Origin of the sequence: Pseudomonas sp. FSL W7-0098, from assembly GCF_005930585.1 — a bacterium.
In the GTDB taxonomy this organism is placed as follows: domain Bacteria; phylum Pseudomonadota; class Gammaproteobacteria; order Pseudomonadales; family Pseudomonadaceae; genus Aquipseudomonas; species Aquipseudomonas bubulae.
Window position 1 is genome coordinate 343,229 of record NZ_RXHW01000003.1, and the last position, 26,993, is coordinate 370,221.

At 57.3% G+C, this 26,993-nt stretch carries 22 protein-coding genes and 1 pseudogene; 9 read left to right on the plus strand and 14 right to left on the minus strand.

The window, feature by feature from the left end; translation table 11 throughout:
• Positions 1–98: 98 nt before the first annotated feature.
• Positions 99–1,136, minus strand: a complete 1,038-nt coding sequence (locus FHL07_RS07330; RefSeq protein WP_238705512.1) for a hypothetical protein — start codon at positions 1,134–1,136, stop codon at positions 99–101.
• 640 nt (positions 1,137–1,776) lie between these two features.
• Here FHL07_RS07330 and FHL07_RS07335 point away from each other — a divergent pair.
• Positions 1,777–3,891 carry an AAA family ATPase gene (locus FHL07_RS07335; RefSeq protein ID WP_446730757.1) on the plus strand — a complete coding sequence of 705 codons (2,115 nt, stop codon included), beginning with the start codon at positions 1,777–1,779 and terminating at the stop codon, positions 3,889–3,891.
• Positions 3,888–5,159 carry an McrC family protein gene (locus tag FHL07_RS07340; protein ID WP_138738287.1) on the plus strand — a complete coding sequence of 424 codons (1,272 nt, stop codon included), beginning with the start codon at positions 3,888–3,890 and terminating at the stop codon, positions 5,157–5,159. The genes FHL07_RS07335 and FHL07_RS07340 overlap by 4 nt, the downstream gene beginning before the upstream one ends.
• Before the next feature lie 449 nt (positions 5,160–5,608).
• Here the strand turns inward: FHL07_RS07340 and FHL07_RS07345 are convergent, their stop codons facing one another.
• The 3 genes from FHL07_RS07345 to FHL07_RS07355 form a co-directional block, all read right to left on the minus strand.
• Positions 5,609–7,873, minus strand: a complete 2,265-nt coding sequence (locus FHL07_RS07345; RefSeq protein WP_138738288.1) for a TonB-dependent siderophore receptor — start codon at positions 7,871–7,873, stop codon at positions 5,609–5,611.
• 278 nt (positions 7,874–8,151) lie between these two features.
• Complete coding sequence (locus tag FHL07_RS07350; RefSeq protein WP_138738289.1) at positions 8,152–9,120, minus strand: FecR domain-containing protein; 969 nt, start codon at positions 9,118–9,120, stop codon at positions 8,152–8,154.
• Complete coding sequence (locus FHL07_RS07355; protein WP_138738290.1) at positions 9,120–9,632, minus strand: sigma-70 family RNA polymerase sigma factor; 513 nt, start codon at positions 9,630–9,632, stop codon at positions 9,120–9,122. The genes FHL07_RS07350 and FHL07_RS07355 overlap by 1 nt, the downstream gene beginning before the upstream one ends.
• Positions 9,633–10,048: 416 nt before the next feature.
• On the opposite strand from FHL07_RS07355, the gene FHL07_RS07360 reads away from it, so the two are divergent.
• Complete coding sequence (locus tag FHL07_RS07360) at positions 10,049–10,906, plus strand: MFS transporter (protein ID WP_178084374.1); 858 nt, start codon at positions 10,049–10,051, stop codon at positions 10,904–10,906.
• 30 nt (positions 10,907–10,936) lie between these two features.
• Here the strand turns inward: FHL07_RS07360 and FHL07_RS07365 are convergent, their stop codons facing one another.
• The 7 genes from FHL07_RS07365 to FHL07_RS07395 form a co-directional block, all read right to left on the minus strand.
• Positions 10,937–11,521 (minus strand): hypothetical protein, encoded by a 585-nt coding sequence (locus FHL07_RS07365; RefSeq protein WP_138738291.1) that lies wholly within the window; start codon positions 11,519–11,521, stop codon positions 10,937–10,939.
• A gap of 88 nt (positions 11,522–11,609) precedes the next feature.
• Positions 11,610–11,933 (minus strand): DUF3325 family protein, encoded by a 324-nt coding sequence (locus FHL07_RS07370; RefSeq protein ID WP_138738292.1) that lies wholly within the window; start codon positions 11,931–11,933, stop codon positions 11,610–11,612.
• A gap of 1 nt (position 11,934) precedes the next feature.
• Positions 11,935–13,542, minus strand: a complete 1,608-nt coding sequence (locus FHL07_RS07375; protein WP_138738293.1) for a PepSY-associated TM helix domain-containing protein — start codon at positions 13,540–13,542, stop codon at positions 11,935–11,937.
• A complete protein-coding gene (locus tag FHL07_RS07380; RefSeq protein ID WP_095002875.1) occupies positions 13,539–13,826 on the minus strand; it encodes a DUF3649 domain-containing protein in 288 nt (95 codons plus the stop codon). The genes FHL07_RS07375 and FHL07_RS07380 overlap by 4 nt, the downstream gene beginning before the upstream one ends.
• A 123-nt stretch (positions 13,827–13,949) precedes the next feature.
• Positions 13,950–16,184: a TonB-dependent siderophore receptor gene (locus FHL07_RS07385; protein ID WP_095002874.1), complete on the minus strand. Its 2,235-nt coding sequence runs from the start codon at positions 16,182–16,184 to the stop codon at positions 13,950–13,952.
• 130 nt (positions 16,185–16,314) lie between these two features.
• The gene (locus tag FHL07_RS07390) at positions 16,315–17,658 is read right to left on the minus strand and encodes a histidine kinase sensor domain-containing protein (protein WP_138738294.1); all 1,344 of its coding nucleotides are present in this window, start codon (positions 17,656–17,658) and stop codon (positions 16,315–16,317) included.
• Positions 17,655–18,371, minus strand: a complete 717-nt coding sequence (locus FHL07_RS07395) for a response regulator transcription factor (RefSeq protein ID WP_138738295.1) — start codon at positions 18,369–18,371, stop codon at positions 17,655–17,657. The genes FHL07_RS07390 and FHL07_RS07395 overlap by 4 nt, the downstream gene beginning before the upstream one ends.
• Positions 18,372–19,099: 728 nt before the next feature.
• Here FHL07_RS07395 and FHL07_RS07400 point away from each other — a divergent pair.
• The gene (locus FHL07_RS07400; RefSeq protein WP_095020731.1) at positions 19,100–19,705 is read left to right on the plus strand and encodes a hypothetical protein; all 606 of its coding nucleotides are present in this window, start codon (positions 19,100–19,102) and stop codon (positions 19,703–19,705) included.
• 196 nt (positions 19,706–19,901) lie between these two features.
• On the opposite strand, the gene FHL07_RS07405 is transcribed toward FHL07_RS07400, so the two are convergent.
• A complete protein-coding gene (locus tag FHL07_RS07405; protein ID WP_138738352.1) occupies positions 19,902–20,408 on the minus strand; it encodes a GNAT family N-acetyltransferase in 507 nt (168 codons plus the stop codon).
• A 98-nt stretch (positions 20,409–20,506) separates the two neighbouring features.
• Between FHL07_RS07405 and FHL07_RS07410 the strand changes: the two are divergent.
• Positions 20,507–20,647: pseudogene (locus FHL07_RS07410) on the plus strand (GNAT family N-acetyltransferase); the annotation flags it as partial.
• Between the two features lie 224 nt (positions 20,648–20,871).
• On the opposite strand, the gene FHL07_RS07420 reads toward FHL07_RS07410, so the two are convergent.
• Positions 20,872–21,327: a helix-turn-helix domain-containing protein gene (locus FHL07_RS07420; RefSeq protein ID WP_095002869.1), complete on the minus strand. Its 456-nt coding sequence runs from the start codon at positions 21,325–21,327 to the stop codon at positions 20,872–20,874.
• 78 nt (positions 21,328–21,405) lie between these two features.
• Here FHL07_RS07420 and FHL07_RS07425 point away from each other — a divergent pair, with 78 nt between their 5' ends.
• From FHL07_RS07425 to FHL07_RS07440, 4 genes are all read left to right on the plus strand, one after another.
• Entirely contained in the window at positions 21,406–21,915 is a 510-nt protein-coding gene (locus FHL07_RS07425) for a DUF2938 domain-containing protein (protein WP_095023726.1), read from the plus strand.
• Between the two features lie 376 nt (positions 21,916–22,291).
• Positions 22,292–23,821, plus strand: a complete 1,530-nt coding sequence (locus FHL07_RS07430; protein WP_138738354.1) for a flavin monoamine oxidase family protein — start codon at positions 22,292–22,294, stop codon at positions 23,819–23,821.
• A 14-nt stretch (positions 23,822–23,835) separates the two neighbouring features.
• On the plus strand, positions 23,836–24,231 hold the full coding sequence (locus FHL07_RS07435; protein WP_238705514.1) for a c-type cytochrome: 396 nt from the start codon (positions 23,836–23,838) through the stop codon (positions 24,229–24,231).
• 51 nt (positions 24,232–24,282) lie between these two features.
• Complete coding sequence (locus FHL07_RS07440) at positions 24,283–24,786, plus strand: RidA family protein (RefSeq protein WP_095026701.1); 504 nt, start codon at positions 24,283–24,285, stop codon at positions 24,784–24,786.
• Positions 24,787–24,828: 42 nt separating this feature from the next.
• Here FHL07_RS07440 and FHL07_RS07445 read toward each other — a convergent pair whose 3' ends face one another.
• Positions 24,829–26,979 carry a TonB-dependent siderophore receptor gene (locus FHL07_RS07445; RefSeq protein ID WP_138738296.1) on the minus strand — a complete coding sequence of 717 codons (2,151 nt, stop codon included), beginning with the start codon at positions 26,977–26,979 and terminating at the stop codon, positions 24,829–24,831.
• Between the last annotated feature and the right edge of the window lie 14 nt (positions 26,980–26,993).

A 26,993-nucleotide genomic window follows, 5' to 3' on the forward strand; every position in this document is an offset into this window, starting at 1 on the left:
GCCAAATGTTCGCGCCTTATTCCTCGGTTTGTTCAAGGTCCACCGGTGTGTGCGACCTTAAACAGCCACAGATGGGTTTATGTGCCTTTACAATGCGACTATTCGCCAGGCCCTTTGTCTTGGCTGTTGTCCCAATAAAATGTGAACAGCACTAACTGCTCCACTGGCTCATAGAACATCATTATCAGATCCGCCCCCCAGCTCTGGTAATGGTGTGCCGGTACGCTGGCCACGTGGTGAAATGGGTGGCCAGCGTGGCTGAATGGATATCCTGCGGTGATACCGCTTTTATCGTTTACTTCGTAGCCAAGCGTCAGGCAGGAAGTTGTGAGCTTTGAGTCGTCGGCTACTCCGCCAATCTGGTTAACGAAGGTCATCCGCTCAACGTCGTACAGGGGGACTCTATGCGCCAAGGCTGATGGAGAGAATAAACGACCTGAGTCGTTATACATTTTTTTAGCCGCATCAAAGGCCAGTTTTTGATCCGCATAATGGATAATCAAGTTCTTTCGCGCGTCCTCATAAGGGTCGCTCAATTGCTCGTTATCCCCATGTAGGAAAAAAAAGCGCGGATCGCCCATCAGGCGGTATCGTCCCTCCTCGAGCTTGAAGCCAATCCAGTTTGTGTGCAAAAGAGGAGAATGCCACGGGGTCTCTTCGGTCGCTTGGCCGACTAACTGATGTTCTGTCGGCTCCAACGGCCCTAGCATGGTCAAATACCCAGACCACTCGGGGTTAACCACGTTGAGATCAATGCTAAAGAACGGCTGCAAGTGCTCGATGAGGTCAGCTTGATCGGGCACGAAAACTGAATCAGGGTCTGGGAAGGGGTGCAAACCGTATGGCACCCTCAAAAAATCAGGCCATCGCTGTTCAATATCTTGGAGGGCATACCTGGCTTCATCTTGGAGGGCATACCTGGCTTCGGGATCATTCTCCAATCCGTCCTTGTACACGTTCAGCAAGACTTGAGCCGCTTCAAAATGCTCCGGGCTTAGTTGCGCCAGATCATGCGCGCCTATCGTGTAGCGGCATGGGTTGAGCATTGACAGCAAGATCGACCGTAAGCATGTGGCGGAGGCGCTGTGATCATTGATGAGCACGTCTTTGTATTTGAGAAAGGGGGATTCAGTCATTTTTGCTCATCCGTTGCCAAGGCTATAGATACCCTCCATATGCCTGCCAGAGAGATTCATGTCTGACTCTACGTGCTGTGGCAGCGGTGCGGCAACCTTGAATGACACTCCTTAACGGTCAGTTGTACTTCATGCATAAACTATTCGAGAACATTGCGAGGCCAGACGATTTAACAAAAAGCGGCTCATTGATCGAGAGGCTGATCCTGTGTCAATTGCTATTCTGTACCGCTCCGTGCATGCCAGGCAGATCAAAACAGCTGCGTGGGTCGATCTGGCGGTGAGTGGCAGCTACTTTAGTAGTGTTTTGAAAGGTATCGACTAAGATCGAAAAATCTATTTTGGAGTACGGGCTGTGAGTGCAGTAGACGCTAAGAGCTTCAAGGATTGGATGATCATGTCAGGTAAAGCCGTAAACACAGCCAATAATTACTTGACGGGTGTGAACCTGGTGAGCCGGCACTGTGGCAAGGATATTTTGCTGATCACCGATCTTCCTGAGTTACACCAACTGTGTATGGATTATGGGCCGCAAGGTAATCATGCTGCTATGGGCGACACTAATAGCAGCAATGTACACAACGGTCTGAAACAGTGGTTGAGATATCAAACTTTTCTAGCTCAAGGGGGAGAGGGGGGTATGGATAGCTCGGCTGTAACACCGCCTCTCAACCAGATCCTGTTCGGCCCTCCTGGAACCGGAAAAACCTATGCAACCATCGAAACAGCGCTAAAGGTTCTTGATCCTCAGTGGCTATCGACTCATTTTAATGATCGAGTCGAGCTAAAAATGCGTTTTGATGAGCTGGTCCAGAATGGCCAGATCCGGTTTGTTACGTTTCACCAGAGTTTCAGTTACGAAGACTTTGTAGAAGGTTTGCGTGCGGAAACCGGAGCGGACGGTCAACTGCGTTATGAAGTAGTCGATGGTGTGTTTAAAAGCCTCTGTGATGTAGCCGCCGTGAAGGTGACTCAGCAGGCGCAGGCACCGATTGAGATCAGCGGTCGGCGCATTTGGAAAATGTCCTTAGGCAATACCTTGGGCGATGATGCCTATATCTATGATGAGTGCATCAGCAATGGCTATGCGTTGTTAGGGTATGGTGATCAGGTGGATTTCACCGGTTGTGAGAACCGCCATGCCATCCATCAGCGCTTTGTTGAGGACGGTTATACGCTGGCCCCCGATGCCTACAACATCACAGCGGTCGCTACGTTTCTGCTGAAAGTTAAACCAGGCGATTTGGTTGTGGTGAGCGATGGCAATCACAAATTTCGCGCCATCGGTGAGTTCACCAGTGATTATCAAGCCATCAAGCGGGCCGATGCGGATGAGGCTTATGGACAGTGCCGCCAGGTCAATTGGCTGAGGGTTTACTCACCGTCATTGCCGTGTGAGTTGCTAATGAACAAGACCTTTAGCCAGGCGACCATCTATCAGCTACGTGAGGGGTCGATTGACACCGAAAAACTGAAGGTTTTATTGGGCGCTGATGCATCCGTTGCAGGATTTAGCGTTCAAGCGCCACCGTTTAAACCAGGGGACCGATTCGGTTCAGGCTATGAAGTGATCCGCGCGTCGGCTGATGTCGTGGAACTACGAAAGCCCAATGATAACGTCTTGCCCATAGGCATGAGCGTGGTGAATACGCTTGCCGACTATGTGCGTGGGCAACGTATAACGCTGACCGACATTCGTGAAAAACGCGTATTTGAACGGGTCGCGGATACTAAGCTAGAGCCTTTTTTGGTTAACGGCTATAACACCCTCTTGGCAGCTTTGGTCGAGGATGTGTTGAATCGTGTGATACCGGGAGAGGCACCACTCCCCGGTCATGAGCCTTCCAATGCACGTGTCCTGATCATCGATGAAATTAACCGCGGGAATATTTCGAGAATTTTTGGTGAACTGATCACATTGATTGAACCCTCCAAGCGGGCCGGTGCTGGCGAAGCGCTGTCGGTTGTGCTGCCCTATTCGAAACACTCGTTCAGCGTGCCCTCCAACGTGTATTTGATTGGCACCATGAACACCACGGACCGTTCGCTGGCAGGCTTGGATATCGCCCTGCGGCGGCGTTTCACCTTCCAGGAAATGCCTCCAAGGCCTGAGTTACTGGATCATGTGAACGTGGAGGGGATCAACGTTGGTCAACTGCTGCGGGTTATGAATCAACGCATTGAGGTTTTGTTGGATCGCGACCATTGTTTAGGCCATGCCTATTTTATGCCGCTGATTGATGATCGGCGCCTTGAGCGGCTTGCTTCGATCTTTCGGCAACAAGTGCTGCCACTGTTGCAGGAATACTTCTTTGACGACTGGTTACACATTCAGTGGGTCTTGAACGATCACCGCAAAGCTCTGCAGTATTGCTTTCTGACCCAAGCGAACCAAGTTGTTGAGTCCTTATTCGGTGCTGAGGTCAATCTGACAGCACATAATCTGCCATGGAGTATTAATAGCGAGGCGTTCGAACGTTCCGAAGCCTATCTGGGCGTTATTGATCATCACGCTACTGATGCCAAGCCGAATATTGTGCGCCAGGTGGAGTTTGGTGCGCTGACGATTCGACAATTGAGCAGTGGCACCATGGAGGTATTGCAAGGGGGGGCATGTTTAGCCGTGGCAATGCCATCGCTGCGGGATGTCGCGGGCCAGTTAGGGGTGCCCTTGACCACGAGTGAGGGCTCTGAGCACAACACCCGCACGCTGGGACGCAAGGTGATGAAAGCCATCGAGGCCGGTAACGCGTGAGCACGTTAATCACGGTGCGCGAATATGCGAGGCTAACGGTGGATGCTGTGGAGCCAACACTCGACAGGGCTCAAGTGTCTGCCAGTGCGTTTGATTGGTTATGTCAGCAAAGTGCGTCGTTTAGTCGAGCTGGCGCAGCCTTGGTGCAAGTGGAAGGGCGTCGCTGGCTCAAACTTGATAGCTATGTCGGGGTGCTGGAAACGCCTTGCGGCACGCGTTTGGAAATTTTGCCCAAGCACTTTGACAGTGGCGACTGTGAGGTCCAAAGCCGAGCGTTGCTGCGACGGTTGATCCAGCGATCACTTAACTTGAAACCCCGCGAAGTCAGTCCTACTGCGCTGGAGGTTTACGACGCGCCCCTGTCCGAATGGGTGATGGGACAGTTTCTCGCCGCGCTAGATCATCTGATCAAACGCGGCATGCGTTTTGATTATCAGCGTGTCGAAGAAGAGCAGCGCTATCTTCGGGGGCAACTTAACGTGGTTGCGCAGATGCGTCAGCCACCGGCGCGCCAGCATTTTTTTCAAGTGCGCCATGATATTTTTGTTGCCGATCGTGCGGAGAATCGGTTGCTCAAGCTGGCCCTTGAACGCGTTTGCCACACGACTCAGGATCCCGCCAACTGGCGATTGAGCCATGAGTTGCGTGGTGTCTTACACGGGGTACCTGCTAGCCAATCAGTCTGTGATGATTTTCGGGCTTGGCGTACTGATCGGTTGATGGCCCATTACCAGCCCATTAAACCCTGGTGCGAGCTAATTCTTAACCAGCAGATGCCGATTGCAGTCGCGGGCGAGTGGCAGGGGATTAGCTTGTTATTCCCAATGGAGAAGCTATTCGAGCGCTATGTTGAGGCCTGGTTACGGCGTTCATTGCCCCCTGGCGCAAAGCTCACGGCTCAAGCGGCCAGTGAGTTTTTATGTGAGCATCAGGATGGGCGAATGTTTCGCCTTGAACCGGACTTGCTGGTGCGCAAGGGTGGGCAAAGTTGGGTGCTAGACAGCAAATGGAAACGACTGAGTGCGACCGACCGTGACAAGAAATACGGATTAAGCCAAAGTGATTTCTATCAATTGTTTGCCTATGGCCAGAAATACCTGCAGGGACGCGGCGAGTTAGTCTTGATCTATCCACGTCGCGCGGATTTCCAACAGGCGTTGGCCCCATTTGATTTTGGCGGTGGCTTAAGGTTATGGGTACTGCCGTTTGATATGGAGGCGGAGTGTTTGCTTGATACTCATGTACTGAGTTTGTTTGCTGAATATTGAGATGATGAAAATCATCTTGCAGCAGTTACTGCGATAAGTGCCCCACCTGCGTGTACTCGTAATCGGGCTTCCTTGGTAGCGACTTGGATCTACCGGAGCAGTCCGTATATCGTGACGTCTAAAGACCCGTCGAATGGAGCATCGGATAGCTTACTTTTGGCAGTGAGTGCGAACGTAGAACAGGCAATATCCTGCCAGTAGTCAAAACGCGCCTCCACCTGGATAGCGCTTGTAGGATAGACAAAGGCCATCTACCGACTCCACGAAACAAGTATGCAACCGCCAATGTCGCGTTCGAGGTTGGGCAGCCCATGGGCGGTATTGTGGACCGCCATGGACTACCCGTGCACCTTCAAGCCTCGTAGCTCAAGCATCGATCATGGCCCCGGAAAGGGGTCGGTATTTATGCAGTTCAACCTCAGCGAGGCAGGCTCTAAAAGTCGATGGATTCAATAAACCCACTTGACTGTCAGCGTGGCGTTGCGTGGGGCGCCATAGAAGTTGTTGCCGCCACGATGGCGGTTGGACACAGGTAGGTAGTAGGTCTTGTCGCCAAGGTTGTTGCCCACCAGGCTCAGGGTGGTATGCCGGTCCAGGCGATAGGCGACATTGGCATTGAACAGGGTATAGCCGCCCTGATAGATGTCGCGGGTGGTGTCAGTGCTGCTTTGTGTCGTCAGGCCTGCGCCTATGCTCCAACGCTCTCCAGGCGTGTCCAGGCGGTAGTCGGTGTACATCCGTAGCAGGTGCTTGGGAAACCATTGGCTGTAGGGATCGCCCGCCTTGATCGTGTCGGAAACATCGTCCAGGTACTCGCTGCGGGTAAAGGTATAACCGGAGTACATCTGCCAACGCTCGTTGAGTGCCCCCGAGACCTCCATCTCCCACCCCTGGCTGCGAACCTTGCCGGTGGCTTCGTAACAGTTTTCAACACAGCCTGGATTACCGTTATCGATTGCGCGGTTTTCCTGAATGATGCGAAACACCGCCGCTGAAACATTGAGTTCGCCACCGAGGTAGGAGCCCTTGATACCCGTTTCATAGTTGGCACCAACAATGGGCTTGAGCGGTGAATGGGTCTCGTCTACCACGTTTTGCGGTTTGAAAATGCGGGTGTAGCTAGCGTACCAGGACAGGTGCTCTGTGAAGTCCCACACCAGCCCGCCGTAAGGCGTAAGGGTGCCGTTTTCGCTGTAGGGTGAGCGTGTTTCGTTGCCTGTCGTGAGGTTCTTGAAGCGTGAATTGAAATAAAAACTGCTGTAACGGCCGCCCAGAATCAACTTCAGATCGTCGTTCAGGTTGAAGCGGGTAGCTGCGTAAATAGCGCGCTGGTAGTTGTCATAGCGATAAAGGTTGCGGTATGGCACCTCCGCCTCAGCAATGGCGGCCGGATCAAAGGTGTAGACATTGACCAATGACGTATTGGACAGAGTGCCCACCCGGTTGTGGTAATTCTCCCTCTGGTAATCGGCGCCTAGTACCACTTCATGCATGTGCTCCAGAAGGGAAAATTTGCCGGTCAGGTTGAGATTGGCGGCGTATTGGTCGCCTGTGTTGTCCCGGTGAATGTAGTTATTCAGCCGCGCAGTCCCGTCAGGGCCGACGCCTGCAACACCGTTGCCGAACGTGCCGATAAACTGGCCGTCGCCGTGCGTGCCAGTGAAGTTAAGAGAGCCGCTGAGGGTCCAGTCATCGTCGAAGTGGTGTTCAAGTTCGGCGAACAGGTTGTTTTTCTCATAGGTCATGTTGTTCCAGCTGGCACCCAGAAAGGTCGAGCGCGACAGTCCCAGGCTGGCGTGGTCTTTCGACATCGGAACACCATACAGGTTGGGCACTGTGTTTGTTTTCTGCCAGGTGTAGCCAGTGGTCAAGGTTGTGTAAGGTGAAAAGTCATAGGCCAGGGTACCGAAGAACAACTGCCGGTCTGAGGCCACATAGTCGACGAATGACTGGTTGTCTTGATAAACCGTGACCACTCGGCCGCGCAATGAGCCGTCGTCATTGAGCGCTCCCGATACGTCGATTTCGTTGCGGTACTTGTCCCATGAACCGGCACTCAGGCTGGCCGTGGCCTGAAAGTCACGGGTCGGCGACTTGCGCACCAGATTGACGGTGCCACCGGGTTCGCCGGTGCCCTGGGTCAGGCCCGAAGCACCGCGCAGTACTTCAACGTGGTCGTAGAGCGCCATGTCGGGCGAGTCGCTGGAGGCTTCAGCCGAGCCCATGCCCGGCACACTGCCTTGAAACGAAGAACTGGTACCGTTTTCCTGCACACTGTCCATGGCAAACCCGCGAGAGTAAAAACGCACCTGGTCGGCGGTTTCGTACATCACATTCACCCCGGTGACCTGCGCCAGTGCATCCTCGAGGCGCGTCATGCCCTGATCGTCCATGCGCTTGCGCGTGACCACACTGACCGATTGCGGGGTTTCGCGTATCGACAGGGGCAAGCGCGTCGCCACCCCCATGCTGCCAGTGGTGTAGGAGCCGCTGTGCTCGGTGGTAGCGCCCAGGTTTGCGCTTGCCCCTTGAACCTGGGTGTCCTCCAGGGTCAGTGCCGCGCGGCGATGAAGTTGGAAATTGTTGCCGCTGCCGACCAGCTCCAGACCAGTACCGCTGAGCAGATGCGAAAAGCCCTCATACAGACCGTATTGCCCGTGCAATCCGGGGCTCGACAAGCCTTCGGTCAAGCGGGTGTCGTAGATGAGCGCCACTCCATTTGCCGCTGCAAAGTTTGCAAGCACCTGGCTCAGTGAGCCTGCCGTGATTGCAACCTGTTGCTCGGGCTGGGTTGAGGTATTTTGTTGCGCGCTGAAGGAGTCGAGGGGAAGCCCTAAAACCAGGCAGGTCAGCGTACTGCGGGTCAGTCTGGAGATTTTAAAAGGGGGTTGTGATGTTTGGGGGGTGACCACCAGAAGCGCTCCATTAAGTGATAGGCACTATGGAAGCCAAGCGAAAATTCAAAAGTGTCAGTCCGGCGCCGATTATTTTTTCAAACATCCGCAGAAAGGGCCTCGACACGGACCCAATAGCGGGAAAAGTAGCGAACCTTGACGGGCAGGATTTCTGGCAGGCGGGCCAGTAGGCGATTACTCTCAGCCAGTTTAAACACGCCGGAAACTTGTAGCGTGGCGGCAGTCGAGTCACAGGAGAGGATGCCAGGGCGATACTGTGCCAACTGCTTGAGATAAAGGCTCAAAGGCATGCCGTCTGCAAAGATCAGCCCTTGCTCCCAAGCTGCTGCATGGGGATTTCGAGGGTGAATCAACGAGGTTTTATTGCGTTCCAGTCGCGTGGCGTCACCCGCATGCAGACGTTGCACCGCCGCCCCGAATGGCTGGACTTCAAGTGCGCCCTCATCCAATGAAACCTCAACATCATGATCGCGCACGCTGACCATAAAGCGAGTACCCAGCGCCCGGATCAGGCCGTGTCCGGTTTCGACCCGAAACGGGCTCTGTGCCAAGGGCAAATCATGGCCGGTTTGGATCAGGATTTCCCCTTGATAGAGACGGATCAAGCGTTGCCGGGGTTCAATCAGTACATCCACAGCGCTACGCGCATTGAGGCTCAGGCGTGTACCATCAGCCAGGCTCCATGAGCGTACTTCGCCTGTGCCAGTGGTGAGGTCAGCGAATTCACGGTTCCAGGCTGAACTGTTCATTCCCGCAGCCAGTGCACCGCCGCTCACACACAGAACACCCAGTAATTTAAGCGCCGCACGACGATCCAGTGCCGGCGTGTCCAATGCTGTTTGCGCCAAGGCAGGTGGCAGCCCTTGAAAACGCGAAACCACTTCCTCTACCAATGCCCATGCCTTTGCATGCTCTGGCGCAGCGTCAAGCCAGGCTTGCCACTCACTTTTTTCACTATCGCTGACTTCACCCGACGATAAAACGGCGTACCACTCGGCAGCCTCCTGTTGGCTGGGAGCGGTTAGTGGGCAAGTTGTATCAAACATCAGAATCTTTCCTGAGCTACAGCTGTCATGCACTGTAATAATGCACGAGCGATGTATTGGCGTACCGAACTTTGGGATACGCCCAATTGCTCGGCGATTTGACGATGGGTAAGCCCCTCAAGCTGACAAAGCAGAAAAGACTTACGCACCTTGTATGGCAGGCCGTTGAGCATGATGTCGAGCGCATCAAGTGTTTGCAGCAGTTGTAAACGTTCTTCTGGCGAAGGCATCAGCGCTTCAGGCAACTGGGCCAGCGCTTCAAGATAGCTCTGCTCCAATTGGCGCCGACGTAGCAGGTTTACAAACAGGCTGTGGGCGATCGTCGCGAGATAGGCGCGCGGTTGTTCTACTTCAGACAGCGCGCGCTTGTGCAGTACCCGTACAAAGGTGTCCTGTGCCAGATCCGCCGCCACTTCGGGACAGCCCAAGCGACGATACAGCCAACGCTGCAGCCACGTGTGATGTTCACCATAGACGGCGGTAAACAATGCAGTGTGCTGGGCGTCGCTCATCCAGGAATTCCATAAGTTTGGCCGCGGGAGCGACCGCGAGACGACTCCGCTACGGTCAGAGTCAGACTTCTCTGAGGATGTGGTATCGTTTCGCAAATAGGAATGATTATTACATGCGCTTGTCGTAGATGGAAACACTGGGTTGCCAATGAATGTGTAGGGCAGCTTGCAGGACGCATCCAAAATCCAAAATGGCATGCTCAATGCTCATTCGCTGGGGAGTGAATGACAGTTTTCCGGTTTGGGCCTGATATACCAGTTCACTGGACAATTGATGCACAAGCGTGATGCTGCGCTCAGCGTCCGCTTGGGTCGATCGCATGATCCCGCTTTACGTGATGATCAGCGCTGACGCCATCAGGGTGTTCAAATTCCTGGCATTTATGCTGGTGTAATCGTTGTCCGGGCTCGATCCGATGCAAATGTTCACGGGGGTACTGCTCTTACTGTTGATAAACAGTGTGGCGGCACAGTTTTTCAACCCGTCTCGCCAAGCGATCATGCAAGTGGTCATCCCGTCTGAACGTCGGGTGGAGGCGTCCGCCAAGGCCATGTTTTCCCTGACAGGCATTTCAGTGCTCTCGGTTTCCCTGGGGCCTGCGTTATTTGTGTGGCTTGGGCCTGTCTGGGCCGTGTCGATCAATGTGCTGGTCTTTACCTGCTCGGCGCTGTGCATCGCGTCTACCCGAGGTCTTCGCACGAGGTTGCTGGCGGTGCAGGAGCGGCCGCCATTCTGGAGTGGGTTACTGGCTGGCTTGCGGTTTTCCTGGGGCCACGCTTCGATACGAGCCCTGCTGATGGGTGTTGCGCTGTATGGTTTTTCACTCGGGGTCAATAACGTTGCGCTGTCTTTGTATGCCTTCAAAACCTTGGGGTTAACGGCCTATGAATACGGTCTGGTTCTCGCCGCATTCCCTGTAGGCGGGTTGATTGCCGCGTTGTTGGTACACCCATTGTTCAAGGGCCGATGCTTCAGGAGCCCGTGCCCGCAGGCTATATGGGCCGTGTGTCGGCGACGCTTACACCGGTGCTGGCCATTGCGTGCGTCGCTGGCAGGCACGCTGTTGTGTTCCCAGACCCTCAACAGGGCGCAAGATTGGGTGGAGTTCTTCGCCTTGCCTGTGAGTGTGTATGGGATTTACATCTTCTTCGCCGCCGGTTTGCTGCTGTTGGGCGGGGGGCTGATGCTGATGTGGCAACGCGCAGGCAGAGGCCAGCGCGTTGAGGCTGTCCCCGTTTCAGGACGCCAGGCACTCGGCGCAGGTAAGGGGTAGCGAGGCATCAAGCCTGTGGCGTACAGGCATTTACGGGTTCAGGTAAGCACTCAAACGCTCTACCGCAAACCCCTCGAAACCTTTCAGCGCATCGCTGGCCATCAATTGCTCCTTGCCGTTGAACTCAACCACGGGCACGTAAAAGCAGGCATGCTGGCTGATCTGGTCGACAGGGATTTTTTGCTGGCCCACAAAGGGAAAGCCGCAGCCCATGCCCAACAGCTGCAAGCGAACCACCTTGAGTTTCTGGCCTACCACCGAGGCGTCACACATCTCCCAATCAATGTTGCGTTTTTCCAGTACATCGGCCACCGGCTTGTTACCCATTCGGATAAAACTCTCGGCCTCCATCGCGAAGTTGATCGGGTTGTCCGGGTCAGCGCAAACGCTGGCCACACGCGTCACCTCGAACTCGCCGCTGCCTTCAAGTTGCGCCGGAAACTTGCTTTTCTGGCCTTCAAACCCGGGGTACGTCGTTGGGAACGGCTTGCTGGGCATGAGCTCTTTGACCGTCATACCCTTGGGCATTTCAGGGGTGGCAGCCATGACCACAGAGGGCAAAACGGCAGAGAGGAGGGCGAGGAGTGCGTTGCGTCTCAGGGCTTTGTTCAACATCTATTCCACCTTGGAAAGTCAGAAGTTACATCCTGTTGCGTAATCTGAGTCGTCCCGGCCTTGAAGGCAACCCCCACCCAAGCGTCTCTCAGGTTGTTTGCCTGACCTGAGCCCTCTCTGGCTCAGGCACTCTGCGCAGCCGAGACGCGTAAGGCAGCAGGAACGCTACCGTGAGTGCCGCGAGGGAGAGGTTGCCGAGCCAGGCCACGGCAGCCATGGGCCCATCCCAGGCTTGAATACAACAGGCCAAGCTGGCCAACAGGGCAATCCAGCCGGTGCAGCGTAATGTTCGCAGGACGACAGGGGCGGGCGTGGGTTGCCTGAGCTGTTTGTAATACCGCTCCAGCCCAAGGCACAAACCCAACATGCCGCCACAGGCCAGCAACATACCCGCGATCAAGGCAAGGTTCATTTCAATGCTGCTCCAGGGTTTTAGAGGATTTACGCGGTACTGCTTGTCTGGCCGGTTGTCCTGTCTGCCAGGCTGCCCAGGCCAGCAGCGCACCTATCACTACGAGGGTGAGTTCCAGGTAGAGCCCGTCCCCTCGATTGACAACAATCAGATTCAGCAGGGGCAAGTTCAAACACATCAAGGCCGCGAGGCCCAACTGTTCGCGCCAGGCAGCGAGTCTGGGCCTGACGATGGCATGGCCCAGACTGGCGAGCCACACCAGAAAGAAAACCCGCACTTCCCATTGGTCACGCCCGGCCCATTGCAACGGCAGCAACCGGTTGGCCCACAGCAGTGCGATAGACGCCAGCACCAGCCCGGCCACGACCGCTACGTTGAGGCGTTCGGCAGCGTGATACAGCATCGCACCGATCACCCCTTCGCTATCGTGACGACGGCGCCGTTTGACGGTAAACAGCACCACACCGGTGGCCAGCATGGCGCAACTGGCCAGGCCGCAGACAAAGTACAACCAGCGCATGGGATAACCGCCGAACTGGGCGAAGTGCAAGCCGGACATGACTTTCTGGGTCAGCAGGCTCGGTCGGCTCTGCGGCGGTTGCCGCAAGACTTTGCCCGTAACGCCGTCGAACACCATGCTGGCGCCCTTGGTCAGCTCGATACGATTACCCAGCAAGGGGCGCGCTTCAATACGAGCATCACTGCGACCGGGATGTTTAATCGACAGTCCGGAAACCGGCCCCATGCTTCGCTCGGCTTCGGCCAGTAAAGGTCCTATGGCGGTCAGCGGTGCAGGCTGAGAGACGGGGTGAAGAGGCTCGCCACGCCCTGGCCTCTGTCCCTCACGGCGTGCACCCGCAGTGGCGATGTCTTGCTTGCCGGGTGCGTGATTGTGTTCTGCACGCTGTTCAGCAGGCGCCCCGCGTAGCGCTCCACTGGCCGCGACACGATCGCCATCGAACAGTGCGTCCATCGCCGCGGGCATGTAGGTCAGGTAAAAAATCACCAGGCCGGTGTAGGTAATCATCAGATGGAAAGGCAGTACCAGCACACCGGTGGCGTTATGCGCATCCAGCCAGGAACGTTGGCCCTTGGCCGGGCGGAAGGTGAAAAAATCCTTGAAGAATTTTTTGTGAATGACGATGCCGCTGACAAGTGCGACGAGCATGCCCATGGCGGCCAGGCCCACCACCCAGATGCCGATATTGCGCGGCAGGTCGAGGGTGAAATGGAAGCGAAAAAAGAACCCGCCACCTGCTGTCTTGCGGACGTCAAGCGGGGCGCCGCTTTCCGGATCCAGGTTCACGCCACCGCCACGCCGTTGTTCACCGCTGGAGACGGTCAGCCCTGATGATCGCTCGGTGGGCAGGCCGATGTTCCAGGTGCTGGCGTTCGGTTGTTGCGCGTGCAGATAGTCGAGTGCGCGTTGTGCGGCTTCGCTTGGCGTGAGCGTGTGGGCCGGGATTTCCGGCCGCATCCAGCTATCAATTTCCTTATCAAACACTGCGAGGGTGCCGGTGAGGAAGATTGCAAACAGGATCCAGCCGAAAATCAGCCCGCCCCACGTGTGCAGCCAGGCAAGGGACTGGGTGATGGTTTTGCTTTTCATCCCGGTATCTCCATCCACTGCGGCCAGAAACCGATCGCCGCCAAGGGCACAGCCAGGCTTAGCCCGGCCCATGCGCGGCGGGCACTGCGGCAGGCAAATGCCCAAAGAATCGCCAGGCTGTAGACCGCAAATGACACCAGGCTGGCCGTCACCAGCGCATCGACTTTATTCATCGGCAGCAAGCGCGCAAGTGCCGCAGTGAAGGCGTAAGTGAACAGGTAGCCGCCGCACAGCGCCGCAAGGATACGCGACACTGTCGGGCCGTAATGGGGGGGTGTTTTCATCTGGCATGCTCATCAGTTCCCGGCACGATACCGGAGTATTTTTATCAAGCTGTACGCCAACGCCCAGCCTGGTCAGCGGCTGAGCGTTGGGTGGGTGATCAAGTGCGCCTGTGAGCGCCGGGATCAGAACGAGGTGCTGATCGACGCGTAGAACGCGCGCCCCGGCTCGTTGTAAGTGCTGGCCCCGGCAGTGGTGCCCGAGCCCTCGCGGTACACGCGCTTGTCGAACAGGTTGTTGATGCCGGCACCGAGCGACAGGTTCTTGTTTACCTGGTAGGTCCCGCCAACACCCCAGATATGGTAAGGGTCAAGGGTTTGCAGCTCGTTTGTGGCGATGACGGCAACATCACGTGTCGGGTTGAATACCCGCGGCTCTTGCTTGCCGTAATAGGTCCCGGTCAGGCTCAGGGTAAGTGCCTGCGTAGCCTGCCAGTCGAGCATGGTGTTTACCGTGTACTTGGGCACCACCGACAACGGGTTGCCGTCGCCGTCCTTGTTGGACTGCATATAGGTGAAGTTGGTGTTCCAGCTCAGCGTATTGCCATTCTCACCGAGCAATGGAATGCCGACGTTTCCTTCCCATCCCTTGACCACGGCATCCTTGGCGTTATCCCATTGCAGGATGGCCTCGTTGGCCAAGGTCTTGTCGACCAAATCGTTCGAAGCCACGATTTTGTTGTCGTAATCATTACGGAAGTAGGTGATCCCGGCGGTCCATCCATCCCGGGCAAAGCTGATGCCCAGCTCTTTGTTAATGCTGATCTCGGGCTCGAGGTTTTTATTGCCCAACACATAGCAACCCGTGCTGAGCAGTGTGGGTGCACACCCGTTGCCGTTACTGCGATACAGGTAGTTGGGGTTCAACTGGTACAAATTCGGCGCCTTGAAGGCGCGGGCAATACCGCCCTTCAACGTGATGTCGTCGGTCAACATGTAGGAACTGTTCAGGCTCGGGCTCCAGTTGGCGCCGAATTGATCATGATGGTCCAGGCGCAGCCCGGGCGTCAGGAACCATTTGGGGCTCAACTCGATATTGTCTTCCATGAACAAGGCCATGATCGTCGCGTCCATATAGGACGAGCGTGCACCCAGCGCCGAGTTGGGCAACGTGGTGCCGACGGCGCGGTCGAAGGTGCTCGGGTCGTCCAGCTCCTGGCGATTCCATTCCGCACCGAGGGTCAACGTTTGTGGCAGCAGCACTTGCAGGGGAATGTTCAGTTCGCCCTGGAGCAAGTAGCTGTCATAGGTACTGGTACTCTTGTCTGCGTTGGCGCTGATGTCACCATCGACCGCACCGGTCTGGCCTTCTTGCAATCGGTTGTTGCGGGTTTTCTCGTATTGCGCCAACACCCGTGATGTCCCGAACGCCCAGTCACCCCGATGGGTAACGGAAAAATTCTGCCGGTACATGGTGTTGGTTTCACGCCCCAGCCATTGGTTGATCGTGCTGCCGGGCGTCTGCGAGTCTGTTCCCCCGGTGCCGACATCCCCGGTGTAAATATTGCCTTGCCGGCTAAAACCGGTCTCGAAATCGAGGGTCTGCTGATCGTCCAGCGCCCAGCTCAACAACGCGTTGATATCTTTATTTCGGACCCCTTCGCGGCCGGCAGCCAATGCAGAACCGGAGGCGGTGTCGGTGTGCGCGAGGTTGATATCGGAGTCGTCGGCGTCAGTCTTGTTCAGGTTGCCGTAGACACGAAATGCCAGCGCTTCGCTCAGCGCGCCGGAGAGGCTGAACGTGGTGCGTTTGGTCATGCCTTCGGCATCGTCCTCGGGCAGGTTGGTGTACGCCGAGAGCGAACCGCTGAGTTCCTGTGTCGGGCGCTTGGTGATGATGTTCACCACACCCCCCATCGAGCCGGAGCCGTAGCGTGCGGCCGCCGGGCCTCGCAGCACCTCGATGCTCTCGACTTCGTCAGCCGGCACCCAGTTGCTGTCGCCACGGGTATCGCGCTCGCCGGAACGGGTGTAACGCACGGCGTTGCGTGAGGTCACGGGCTTGCCGTCGATCAGGATCAGGGTGTTCTCCGGGCCCATGCCGCGCAGGTCGATCTGGCGGTTATTGCCGCGTGTACCGCTGGCGCTGTTGCCGCTCAGGTTGACCCCCGGCATCTTGCGGATGATATCGGACAGGTCATTGACGGGCGGGCGTTTCTTGATGTCTTCGGCCGTGATGATCGATGCCCCGGGGGCTTGCTTGAGCTCTTGCGCGGCAGTGGCCACAACATGGGTATCATCGAGTTGCAAGACATTGTCTGACGCCGGCGCCGCCAGCAGTTCGGTTTCGGCCAGCGCAGCGCCGGGCGAGCAGGCCATCAAGGCGAGGACAAGATGATTGAGCTTGAATCGCGGGTACATCGACAACACTCCTGTTAGTGGATGAGCCCAATGGAGTGTCTGAGCATCCTGTCAGCAGGGGGCTCGGTTAAGCCTGAATCTCCATGGGCGGCGCTAATAGAAGTGATTCGCAAACGTGAGTAAATCTTATTTACATTTTATACATTTGCAATTTCAGATTTATGCGCAATCCACTGTCAGTGTTTTCTGCCCAGATTTCGCCGCCCTGCAATTGCACGACGCTGCGGGCAATCGACAAACCGAGGCCGAAGCCACTGCCGCCGGGGCGTGCGGCGTTGAGTCGGGTGAAGGGCTGAAAAATCTGTTCGAGTTTGTCGGGGGCGACGCCTGGTCCCTGATCTTCAATCCACACGTACCAATAGGCGCCCTTGCTGACCCCGGTGAATGTCACTGCGCCGTGTTGCGGCGAATGGCGGATGGCGTTGCGCAAGATGTTTTCCAGCGCCTGAGCCAGGCTGTTCAAGTTGCCCATGACGCGACAGTCAGGAGGCAGATCACAGCGCAGACGCTCGATCGGCCAACCGCTCTCGAAGCTGGCGTCGCCACTTAACACCTCCCATAGCTGGTCCAGCTCCACCGGCTCCAGCGCCAGGGCGGGGCGCTCGGTGTCCAGCCACACCAGCTCCAGCGTATCGCCGATCAATCGGTCCATGCTCTGTACCTCACGTTCGAGGCGCTGGCGCATGGCATCCATGTCCGGTTCACGTTCACCGGTCACGCGCAGTCGGCTCAACGGCGTACGCAACTCATGGGACAAGTCACGCATCAGCCGACGCTGCAGCGCCAGGGTGTTTTCCAGGCGCTCGGCCATGTGATCGAAGGTTCGCCCCAGGTCGCCCAGCTCGTCGCGCCGCCGAGCCACCTGCGGCCCTGCGCGGGCCGACAGGTTGCCCGAGCTCAATGCCGCCGCCTGGCGGCGCAGGGTCACCACGGGGGCGATCAACACACGGTAGAGCAGGAAGCCGAGCAGCAGCGCCAAGCCCGCCGGCAGTACCCATTGCAGCAGCACCTCCCACACCCGCAAGTGCTCACGCGGGTTGAAACGATGCGGCAGCTCCATGACCAGACGCGCTTTGTCGTCGCTGAAAGGCACATAGAACGTTGGCCAGCCGTTTGGCCGTCCTACGGTCCAGTGAAGCGGACGGACAAAGTCGAGCTTACGACGCTCATGTTCATCCAGAGGCTGCGAAGACAATGATTGCTGGTGCTCATCGACGACGGCGGCCCACACCCTTTCCTGTTTGCGCAAGCTGCGCAGGAACTCGTCAACGCCTTGCGTGCCGCGTTCCCGCCACGCCGTTTCGGCCTGTCGTGCGTAAGCGATATGGCTCTGCTTGGCCGGTTCGGAGAGGAGGGCGGTGGCATCCTTGAGACGCTTGCTCAGGTCGGCCTGCAAACTGATCACCAGCATGCACAAAAGCGCGAGCACGCCGACCAGTTGCCACAGCAGCGAGTGCCGGTTCGGCAGCCTCATGACTGCAACGGCGCCAGCACATACCCCATGCCGCGTATGGTCTCGACGCGCCCGGCGCTGTAACCGATAGCCTGCAATTTGCGACGAACCCGACTGACATGCATGTCCAGGCTGCGGTCATGTTGTGAGTGCGCCCGATGCATGACCTGTTGGTACAGAAAGGCTTTGCTCAACACCTCGCCGGGATGCTGTATGAGGATTTCCAGTACCCGGAATTCGGTGCTGGTCAGATCGGCCCAGCGGCCGTTGCGGCAAACATCCATGGCCTGCTGATCAAGTTCCAGTTGCGAATCGCTGCGCACTTTTACCTGGGCCTCGTGCTCGTAGGCCACGCGCCTCAGAATGGCATCGATGCGTACATCCATCTCCTGCATGCTGAATGGCTTGGGCAAGTAATCGTCCGCGCCCTGGCTGAAACCGGTTATCCGGTCCTGCTCGGCACCCAGCGCCGACATCAGGATGACCGGGACACGCTGGCACTGGCGCACTTGGGCGAGCACCTCCAGGCCACTGCTGCCGGGTAACATGATGTCCATCAGGATCAAATCGAAACCCTCGGAGCGCACCAGATGCAGAATTTCGTCTGCGTCGTGACGCAACGTGACCGAAAAGCCCCGCTGGCCCAGATGGCTATCCAGGTCGGCGGCAAGCACCGGATCATCCTCAATAGCCAGAATACGGATGGGCATATGGGAAGCAGAGGCGAATTGCATGGAGGGGCAGACCTGTGAATGAGAATTATTATGCATAATTCATTCTGACAAAAAATGTTGCACATTCCTAACCAAAGCAAGATTTTCGTCATGCAGATGTACGAGCTTTAAGCTTTCGGTCGCTCTGAAGGCGTCAGTACGTATGGACATGCCCGGGCGCTCCAGCATTGAATGCAACGCCGGCAAGCAGGGCAAAGACAGGAAGACAGCAGGGCAGTTCAAGCCAGGTTAGCTCAAACAGGATGATCCTCTTCAACGTATGGGAGCGGCGCTTATTATCGATGCAGGCGGATTTTCTGCCTGGTCAGGTCGCAGCGAAAAGTGCCGCTATCACCGCGAACCGCATACAGGGTTGCTCTGTAAAACGACGATAGCCGTGAACAGTGCAAGTCGCGTAGTTTCCGGTACGCCCACGCCCAGCCGCGTTTGGATACCTTGGCCCTGTCCATGTTTTTACGCCTCCATGATTGGATCCAAAACAATAGCAAATAGCCATTAGCGGGTGATATAAGGACTTGAGTAAAAGTGTGTAAATTTTTCAGGCATCCGTCGGCAAGTCTCATGCGGCTCAAGCCAGCCGGGGCCCCTGTATGTACTTGCGTGTAGCCAGTGGAGCAGGCGCGGAACAGGCTTTTCAGTTATTGAGTCCAACCTGAGCTCCGGGTTATCCCGGGTCTGATCAACAGTTTCCTGCCTGAGCCCCTATTGTGGCCGGAGTAGCCATATCAATGATTTTGGTGGTTGAAGGCATCAGCGCCAGCGGTAAAACCACGTGGTGCACCCGGCATGGAGGGCCGCATGTGATTGCTGAGCACGGCCGTCTTGACGGTGTGCCGGAGCGTGCCAGTGATCCCGTCGCAGCCGCAGTTTTCTGGGCCGAGCGTAACGTCGATCGATGGCAGGCCGCGCTGGCCATGGAAGCCAGGGCTCAATGGGCGGTGTGCGACAGCGACCCGCTCAAGCTTCATTACCTGTGGTGCCTCTGGCAGATCGGTGAGGCCAGCACAAACGACTGGCTAACAGAACTGGACGCCACCCGTGACACTGTCGCACAGGGGCATATCGGCTTTGCAGACGCTTACATTGTCGGGCGCATAGACCCGCAACTGGCACGGCAGCGAGCCCGTGCAGACACCACCCGGCGCAGGAGCAATTTCGAGCTGCATGTACGGCTGCAGCAGGCTTTACTGACCTGGTACGCAGCGATCGAGCACGTGCTGCCCGGCAGTGTGCACGTGGGCTTTCCTGCAAAAATGCCCGTTGCGCAACCACGTAATGACAGGTACCCGTTGGCGGCCTTTGACCGGATGATCGCATTGCTGCCCGGTAAGTAATCAGAGCTAACGCAGCAATGCCCACCACGCCCGCAATGCTGCTCAAGTGTGGGAGCGGGCTTGCTCGCGATGTTCTTGATGGCGCCGCATTTACTCAGCTAATACGCGTCATCGTTGACGACCATCGCGAGCAAGCCCGCTCCCACAAAGGCAGAAATCGTTTAAATGAACAACAATGCCCACCACGCCCGGTCACTTACTCGCGTGCATCAAACGCCGCAGCGTATTTCACTACCCCGACAGGCAGCTCGCCAGTAAAGGACAGGGCCTGGAAGTATTCAGGGGGAACGTCGGGCAACTCAAGGCCGGGGTGGGCTTTAAACCCGAAGCGGCCGTAATAGGCAGGGTCGCCCAGCACGACGCAACCCGCTGCGCCCTGTTGCCGCAGCTGTTGCAGTGCGGCCCTCATCAATGCCGAACCGATGCCCTTGCCCTGACGGTCAGGCCTTACACTGATCGGCCCCAGGCCATACCATCCGGTTACCCCGGACGAAATGTTGACAGGGGAAATGGCGACATGGCCGAGGATTTCGTCATGTTCTGCCGCCACCAGGGAGATGCTCAGTTGCCCGGTGCGCCGCAGTGCATTGACGATGAAATGCTCGGTGTGGCTTGAATACTCTTCGTTCCTGAACGCTGCCTCGGTCAGGCGACTGATGGCTTCGATGTCTTGCGACTGTTCGTTGCGAATGGTCATGTGCATGTTCAACGTTTCGCTGCCCATAAATACCTCGGGTGGAGTCGGCAAGTGGCTGCCAGCGCATTGTGCATGCGTTCGTTGGCCCGTGCTGAGTGTGAGCAGCTTCGCTGCCTTCGGTGGGTTTCTATGGACGGTATGGCTTCAGGTGCTCAGGGGACGTGGACGAGTCGGCGGGGCTGGTGTACCAGCCGATGGAAAAGACCATGCCGACACCGCCCGCGTCTGCGCCGCAGGCAGGTTGATTGCAGCAGCTACCGGCCGGGGTTTGTATGAACTTACGGCGAGTGGCGAAAGCGCCCTGGGCGAGCTTGGCCCTGAGCCGCAAATGGGTAGTCCAGGACCTCGACAGCCGGGCGCTTGCAGTGACGCCCAAGGGGCGTAAAGCACTGGCTGGCCAATTTGGTTTGCAGTCTGAAATCCACGATGATGCGCTATCAGCCGCACAGGGCAGGGCTGTTAACGCCATTTATGGGGTGTTCTGACTTTTGCCCGTGGGAGCTTGACTGCGTCGCGGTTTTTTTCTGTCGAGGCTGCGTGGCCTGACAGCGGCCAGTTTTTTCTGAAAGGCAGGGCATTCAATATGACGGGGAGCGGGGCAGGCCGCTGCTCGCCTGAGCTCGTCGCGAATTGTGCTCAAGCGCTGGATGGTGCGATCAAGCTCGTCAGCTTTTTCTGCCAGCCGCTGGTGATCAATTTCGGGCTGACCGTCCGCCTTCAGCATGGCGGCGATATCGTCCAGTGAAAACCCCGAACACTGCCCCAGTGCGATCAACGACAGGCACTGAAGTACATCCGCACTGAACACACGGCTCAGACCCCGACGGCCTGTCGAGCGGATCAGCCCTTTTTCTTCGTAGTAGCGCAGGGTTGAGGGCGGCAGGCCGCAGCGCCGTGCCACTTCACCGATCTCCATTTCTTTCATGCTTGACCTCAAGTCGACTTGAACTTGCAGACTGCTCTGACCAGGCCGACAAAACAGGCTTAATGCAGAGGGTACAACATGCAAACAAGTGAGATGGTACTGCGTATTCTGTTGGTTGGCGTGGGGGCCACCTTGATCATGGACGCAGGCGCTTTAATTCGTGCACGGGTCTTTGGTATCCCGTCCCTTGACTATGGGCTCATCGGTCGTTGGCTGGGCCTCATGCGCCAGGGGCAGTTTCAGCATGCCTCGATTGTGGCTGCGCCGCGTGTCAGGCATGAGCGTCTGATCGGCTGGGTTTTTCATTACCTGACGGGCATTGTCTTCGCGTTGCTGCTGGTTGTACTCACGGGTGTGGAGTGGTTGTTCCATCCCACGCTGATGCCTGCATTGGCCGCTGGCTTGATCAGTATGGCGGCACCGTTTTTTATCTTGCAGCCCGCCTTCGGCTTCGGCATCGCTGCATCGAAGACGGCGGCTCCCTACGTGGCAAGGCGCCGAACCCTGATCACCCATCTGACGTTTGGCCTGGGGCTCTATGTCGCCGGGTGGCTGGTACTGCTGCTCTATCCGACGCCGCATGCCTGAGGCGTTGCCCCGACCCGGCAGCGATGCGCCCATGAGGTACACAGCCACCTGAGCTGCCCAATACTGGCGCATCCGCTTTGCACCAAAAACAGACCTGCCCGACCTAAGTAGAAGCATTTGGCCGTATCTGTTTTGCAATCTTTTCTCTGGTTGCGGTTTTTTCTCCCTTCGTTAATTCATGGCATAGCGCTTGCTCTGGGACATCACCGGGCGCAGACATTTCTGTGGTCGGGCGATGCCGCATGCCGGGTTGTTCGTCATTCATTGCCTGCGTATTTCCCTTCGATGCAAAGGACTGGTCATGCAAGAGAAAGCAATGGTTGTGAGCCGACGCAAAGTACTCAACTGGATCGGCGTGACAGCAGGCGCCGCTGCGATGTATCAGGCGATGAGCTCATTGGGCTTTGCCGCAGAATCAAATTACCAGCGTGACTTCGCCTTGAGCGGCGCACCGAAAGGCACCCGCGTACTGATCCTTGGGGCCGGGCTGGCCGGCATGACCGCCGCCTACGAACTGCGCAAGGCCGGCTACCAGGTCAAGGTGCTGGAGTTCAATGCCAAACCCGGTGGGCGTTGCTGGACGTTGCGTGGCGGTGACCGCTTCACCGAGCTGGGCGGCGCTACCCAGCATTGCGAATTCGACAAGGGCCTGTACCTCAACCCCGGCCCTTGGCGCATCCCGTATCACCACCATGCGGTGCTCGACTACTGCCACAAATTCGGCGTCGCACTGGAGCCCTTTATTCAGGTCAACTACAACGCAATGGTGCACTCCACCAAGGCGTTTGGCGGCAAGCCGCAGCGTTATCGTGAAGTGCAGGCGGACTTTCAGGGGCATGTGGCCGAGTTGTTGAGCAAGGCCGTCAATCAGCACGGCCTGGATCAGGCACTGACCCGGGAAGACCGCGAACGCCTGCTGGAAGTGATGCGCAAATGGGGTGCGCTGGATGCCAGCAACGCCTACAAAAAATCCTTGGAGACCAGCATGCGCCGTGGTTTTGCCGTGGACGATGGTGGTGGCCTGATGCCCGAGGCGGTGCCGTCCGAGCCGATCGACTGCAAGGCGCTGCTGGATTCGAATCTGTGGCAAAGCATCGCCAGCGGCCAGGAATATGAATTCCAGAGCAGCATTTTCCAGCCCGTAGGCGGTATGGACATGATTGCCCAGGCCTTCCAGAAGCAGGTCAATGACCTGATCCATTACAACGCCAAGGTCACGCGCATCCAGCAAAACGACAAAGGCGTGACCGTGACCTATCAAAACAGCGACGGCAGCGGTGGGGCACAGCAGGAGCAGGCCGACTGGTGCGTGTGCACATTGCCGCTGTCGATTCTCGGGCAACTGCCGGTTGATGTCAGTGCACCGATGATGAGCGCGATCCGCGCCGTGCCCTACGAGTCTTCGATCAAGGTCGGACTGCAATTCAAGCGCCGGTTCTGGGAGCAGGATGAGCATATCTACGGCGGCATCAGCTACACCGATACCCCGATCAGCAAAATCAGCTACCCGAGCACCGACTACGGCAAGCAGGGCAAGGGCGTATTGCTCGGTGCCTATATCTGGGGGCCGAACGCTTATGAGTTCACCGCCATGAGCCCGCAAATGCGCGTGCAGAAAGCCGTTGAGTACGGTGCCCAGGTCCACCCCCAATACCCGGCAGAGTTCGAAAACGGCATTGCTGTCGGCTGGCACCGCGTGCCCTGGACCAACGGTTGCTATGGCCTGTGGACCCCTGAAACCCGCCAGCAGCATTACAAGAACCTGTGCCAGATTGACGGTCGCATCGTCCTTGCCGGTGAGCATGCTTCCTATATCCCGGCCTGGATGGAGGGCGCGATCCTGTCCTCCCAGGATGCGATCAAGCGTCTGCATACCCATATTATTGCCAGCGCGAAAGCGGCCTGAGCCAGGAGTTAGCCATGAGAATGACTTTAACCACCGCTACCCTGGCAGGCCTGCTGGTCAGTGCCACTGCGCTTGCTGAAGATGCACCCATGCTGTCCACCTCCGGCAAGTTCGATCAGGCCAGCGGCGAAGCTCTGTTCAATCAGGTCTGCCAGGGCTGCCATATGGCTGAAGGCCAGGGCTCCCACGGGGCGGGCGCCTACCCGGCGCTGGCTGCCAACCAGAAACTGGGGGCCAAGGTGTACCCGGTGTATATGGTGACATCAGGGCAGGGCGGTATGCCGGGTTTCAAGAAGTACATGGATGACCAGCAGATAGCCTCGGTGGTCAACTATGTACGGACTCATTTTGGCAATCACTATGCTGACTCCGTGACAGTGGAGGATGTTCAGGCGGTCACCCGACGCTGACAAGCAACCATGGACTGCGCGCTTTTTTCATGACCCTCAAGGAATACAAAAATGTCTAAAAAATTGATCCCCGCTTTTGTGTTGACCTCGGTGCTGGCCGGCCTGATGACTACCCAGGTCAACGCCGCAGAAGTGATCCGTCACAAGCTGCCCAACTCGGACTTCCCGATCTCTCTGGCCGTGGAAATTCCACCGGGTGTGACCCTGGTCAACCTCAGTGGCGTGGTGCCGCCTATTGCCGACAGCAAGGCCGATCCCAAGACCCTGGCGGCCTATGGCGACACCGAAGTGCAGACGGTCAACGTGCTGAAAAATATCGAGGCTACCCTCAAAAGCCTGGGCCTGAGCATGGGCGATGTGATCAAGATGCAGGTGTATCTGGTGGGCACGCCGGAAACCGGCAAAATGGATTTCGCCGGATTTATGAAGGGCTATACCCAGTTCTTCGGCACCAAGGCCCAGCCCAAGCTGCCAACCCGCTCGGCTTTCCAGGTAGCCGGCCTGGCCAACCCCAACTACCTGGTAGAGATCGAGGTGACGGCCGCCCGACCTTAACACCGGGCCAAGGGGCAGGCGCGAGCGCGCCTGCCTGTCAGGCTAGAAGCTGACTTCTCCAGTCAGGCGCAGCGTCCTTCCTTCTCCCCAACTCACACGCCGGGTGTTGCCGCCCGAAGCCACAAAGTAGCTGCGATCGGTCAGGTTGCTGGCGTTGAGCTGCAGTGAGGTTTCCTTGCCCAGCAGATGGCTGGTCTTCCAGGATGCAAAAGCATCCACCGTGGTGTAGTCCGGCAGCTCGAAAGAGTTGCTGATATCCCCTGCGCGCTTGCCCACATAACGGGCCCCGGAGCCCAGGCGCAAGCGCCCGGCGAAAATATCGGCCGGAACTTCATAGGTCAGGTAAGCCCCGCCCACGTGACGGGCCACGTTGAACAGGCGGTTGCCCTCGGTTTGCCGGGTGTCCTTTTTGATCCGTGCATCGGTGTAGGCGTAGTTGGCGATGACGCTCCACTGCGCGTTCAGGCGTCCGCTCATGCTCCATTCCAGACCGTTTGACTGCACTTCACCGGCAATACGCTGGATCATATTGCCGAACGCGTCGAGCTCGCCGGTGTTCTGTTGTACGTTCTTTTTCAGGATGTCGTACACCGCCAGCTGGCTGGTCCAGTCGCCGTTGTCATACTTCATGCCGACTTCGTACTGGCGGCCGGTTTCAGACTTGTAGGTGCCTTCGAACGTGGTGCCGGTTTCCATCTCATTGGGTGCGAATGACTGGCTGTAGTTGCCATACAGCGAGAGGTCGTCACGCATCTGATACACCAGCCCCAGGAAGGGCAAAAGCCTGGATTCGCCCTCATCGGTGGTTTGCTTGAAGTCCAGGCCCGCGCCAGAGTCGATCGAATAATGCTGATAGCGCAGGCCCGGGGCCAGAATCCATTTTTCGCCCAGGTGGATAGTGTCTTTGACGTACAGCGACTGGCCCTTGATATGGCTTTTGCCGTTGGTGTTGGACGGGTTCACCTTACCCACCGGCGGCAGCAGGCCATACTGCGGATCGGCCGGGTAGAAACCGCCGACATTGCTGCTTTGCAGGAAGTCGCCGTTGGCTTCGCGGCGGGTTTCATAGTCGACACCCGTGACCAGGTCGTGATCGATACCGAGCCAGGTCTTGTTACCAATCCAGTCCAGCGACAGGTAAGCGTTCTCCCGGTTGGCGCCCACGTTACGACGAAACCGCCGGGTCAGCTCGCCTGTTGCCGGGCGATATTCACTGGGGTCGGCCTGGTAGTCGTTGTAATGGTCATACACCCAGCCCGTGGTCAGGCGCACCCTTGAAGTGGGGTCGAGGCGGTACTCGGTGGTGGTGTTGAGCGACTGGCGCTGGCCTTGGGCGCGGGTCCATTTTTCGTCCAGGCGTTTGTCGCGGCTGCCCACATGATGGCCGTTGTAGAACAGCGCGCCACGGTCCAGGGTATTGCTGTAGTCGTTGTATTCATAAGCGGCGAGAAACGACAGATCGTCAGACTCGTAGGACAGCGAAGGGGCGACCAGTTTCGACTTGTTCTGACCAAAGTTGCGCCAGTAATCCTCGTCGCGGTTTTGCCCGATCAATCGAAAGGCGAACCCGCTGTCACCCAGCGGCCCGGTGACATCGAACCAGCCATCGCCACCGCCCTGATCGCTCAGGGTGCCGCCCAGTGTGCTGTTCCATTGGTACTGCGGTTTTTTCGTGATCACGTTGATCACTCCGCCGGGTTCCTGCATGCCGTAGAGCAGTGAAGCAGGGCCCTTGAGCATCTCCACGCGCTCGGTGGTGACACGTTGAAAGTTGCGGCCGATGGGCATGCGTACACCATCGCGCAATACGCCGCCATCATCGGAATTACCGAATCCGCGCTTGATAAAACTGTCCTGGGTACCGCCGAAGTTATTGCTGACCACCACCCCGGGCATGAACTTGATTACGTCTTCGAGGGTTTGCGGTGCTTGATCCTTGAGTTGCTGGCGGGTCACTGTATCGACCACTTGCGACTGCTGCAGAAAGGGCGTTTCAGTCTTGTCAGCCGTCGAGCTGTAGCCCGCACGGTAGTCCGTATCGTCTTCGGCAGATTGCACGCCGTCGACCTGAATACTGGGCAGTTGCATGGGCGCGTTTTCACCCGCAAGCACCGTGCAACTGATCACCAGGCCGGTACATACACCCAGTGGCACAAAGCCTGCCCGTTTGAATCCATGCTTCCTTTGCAACATCCGTAACACTCCAC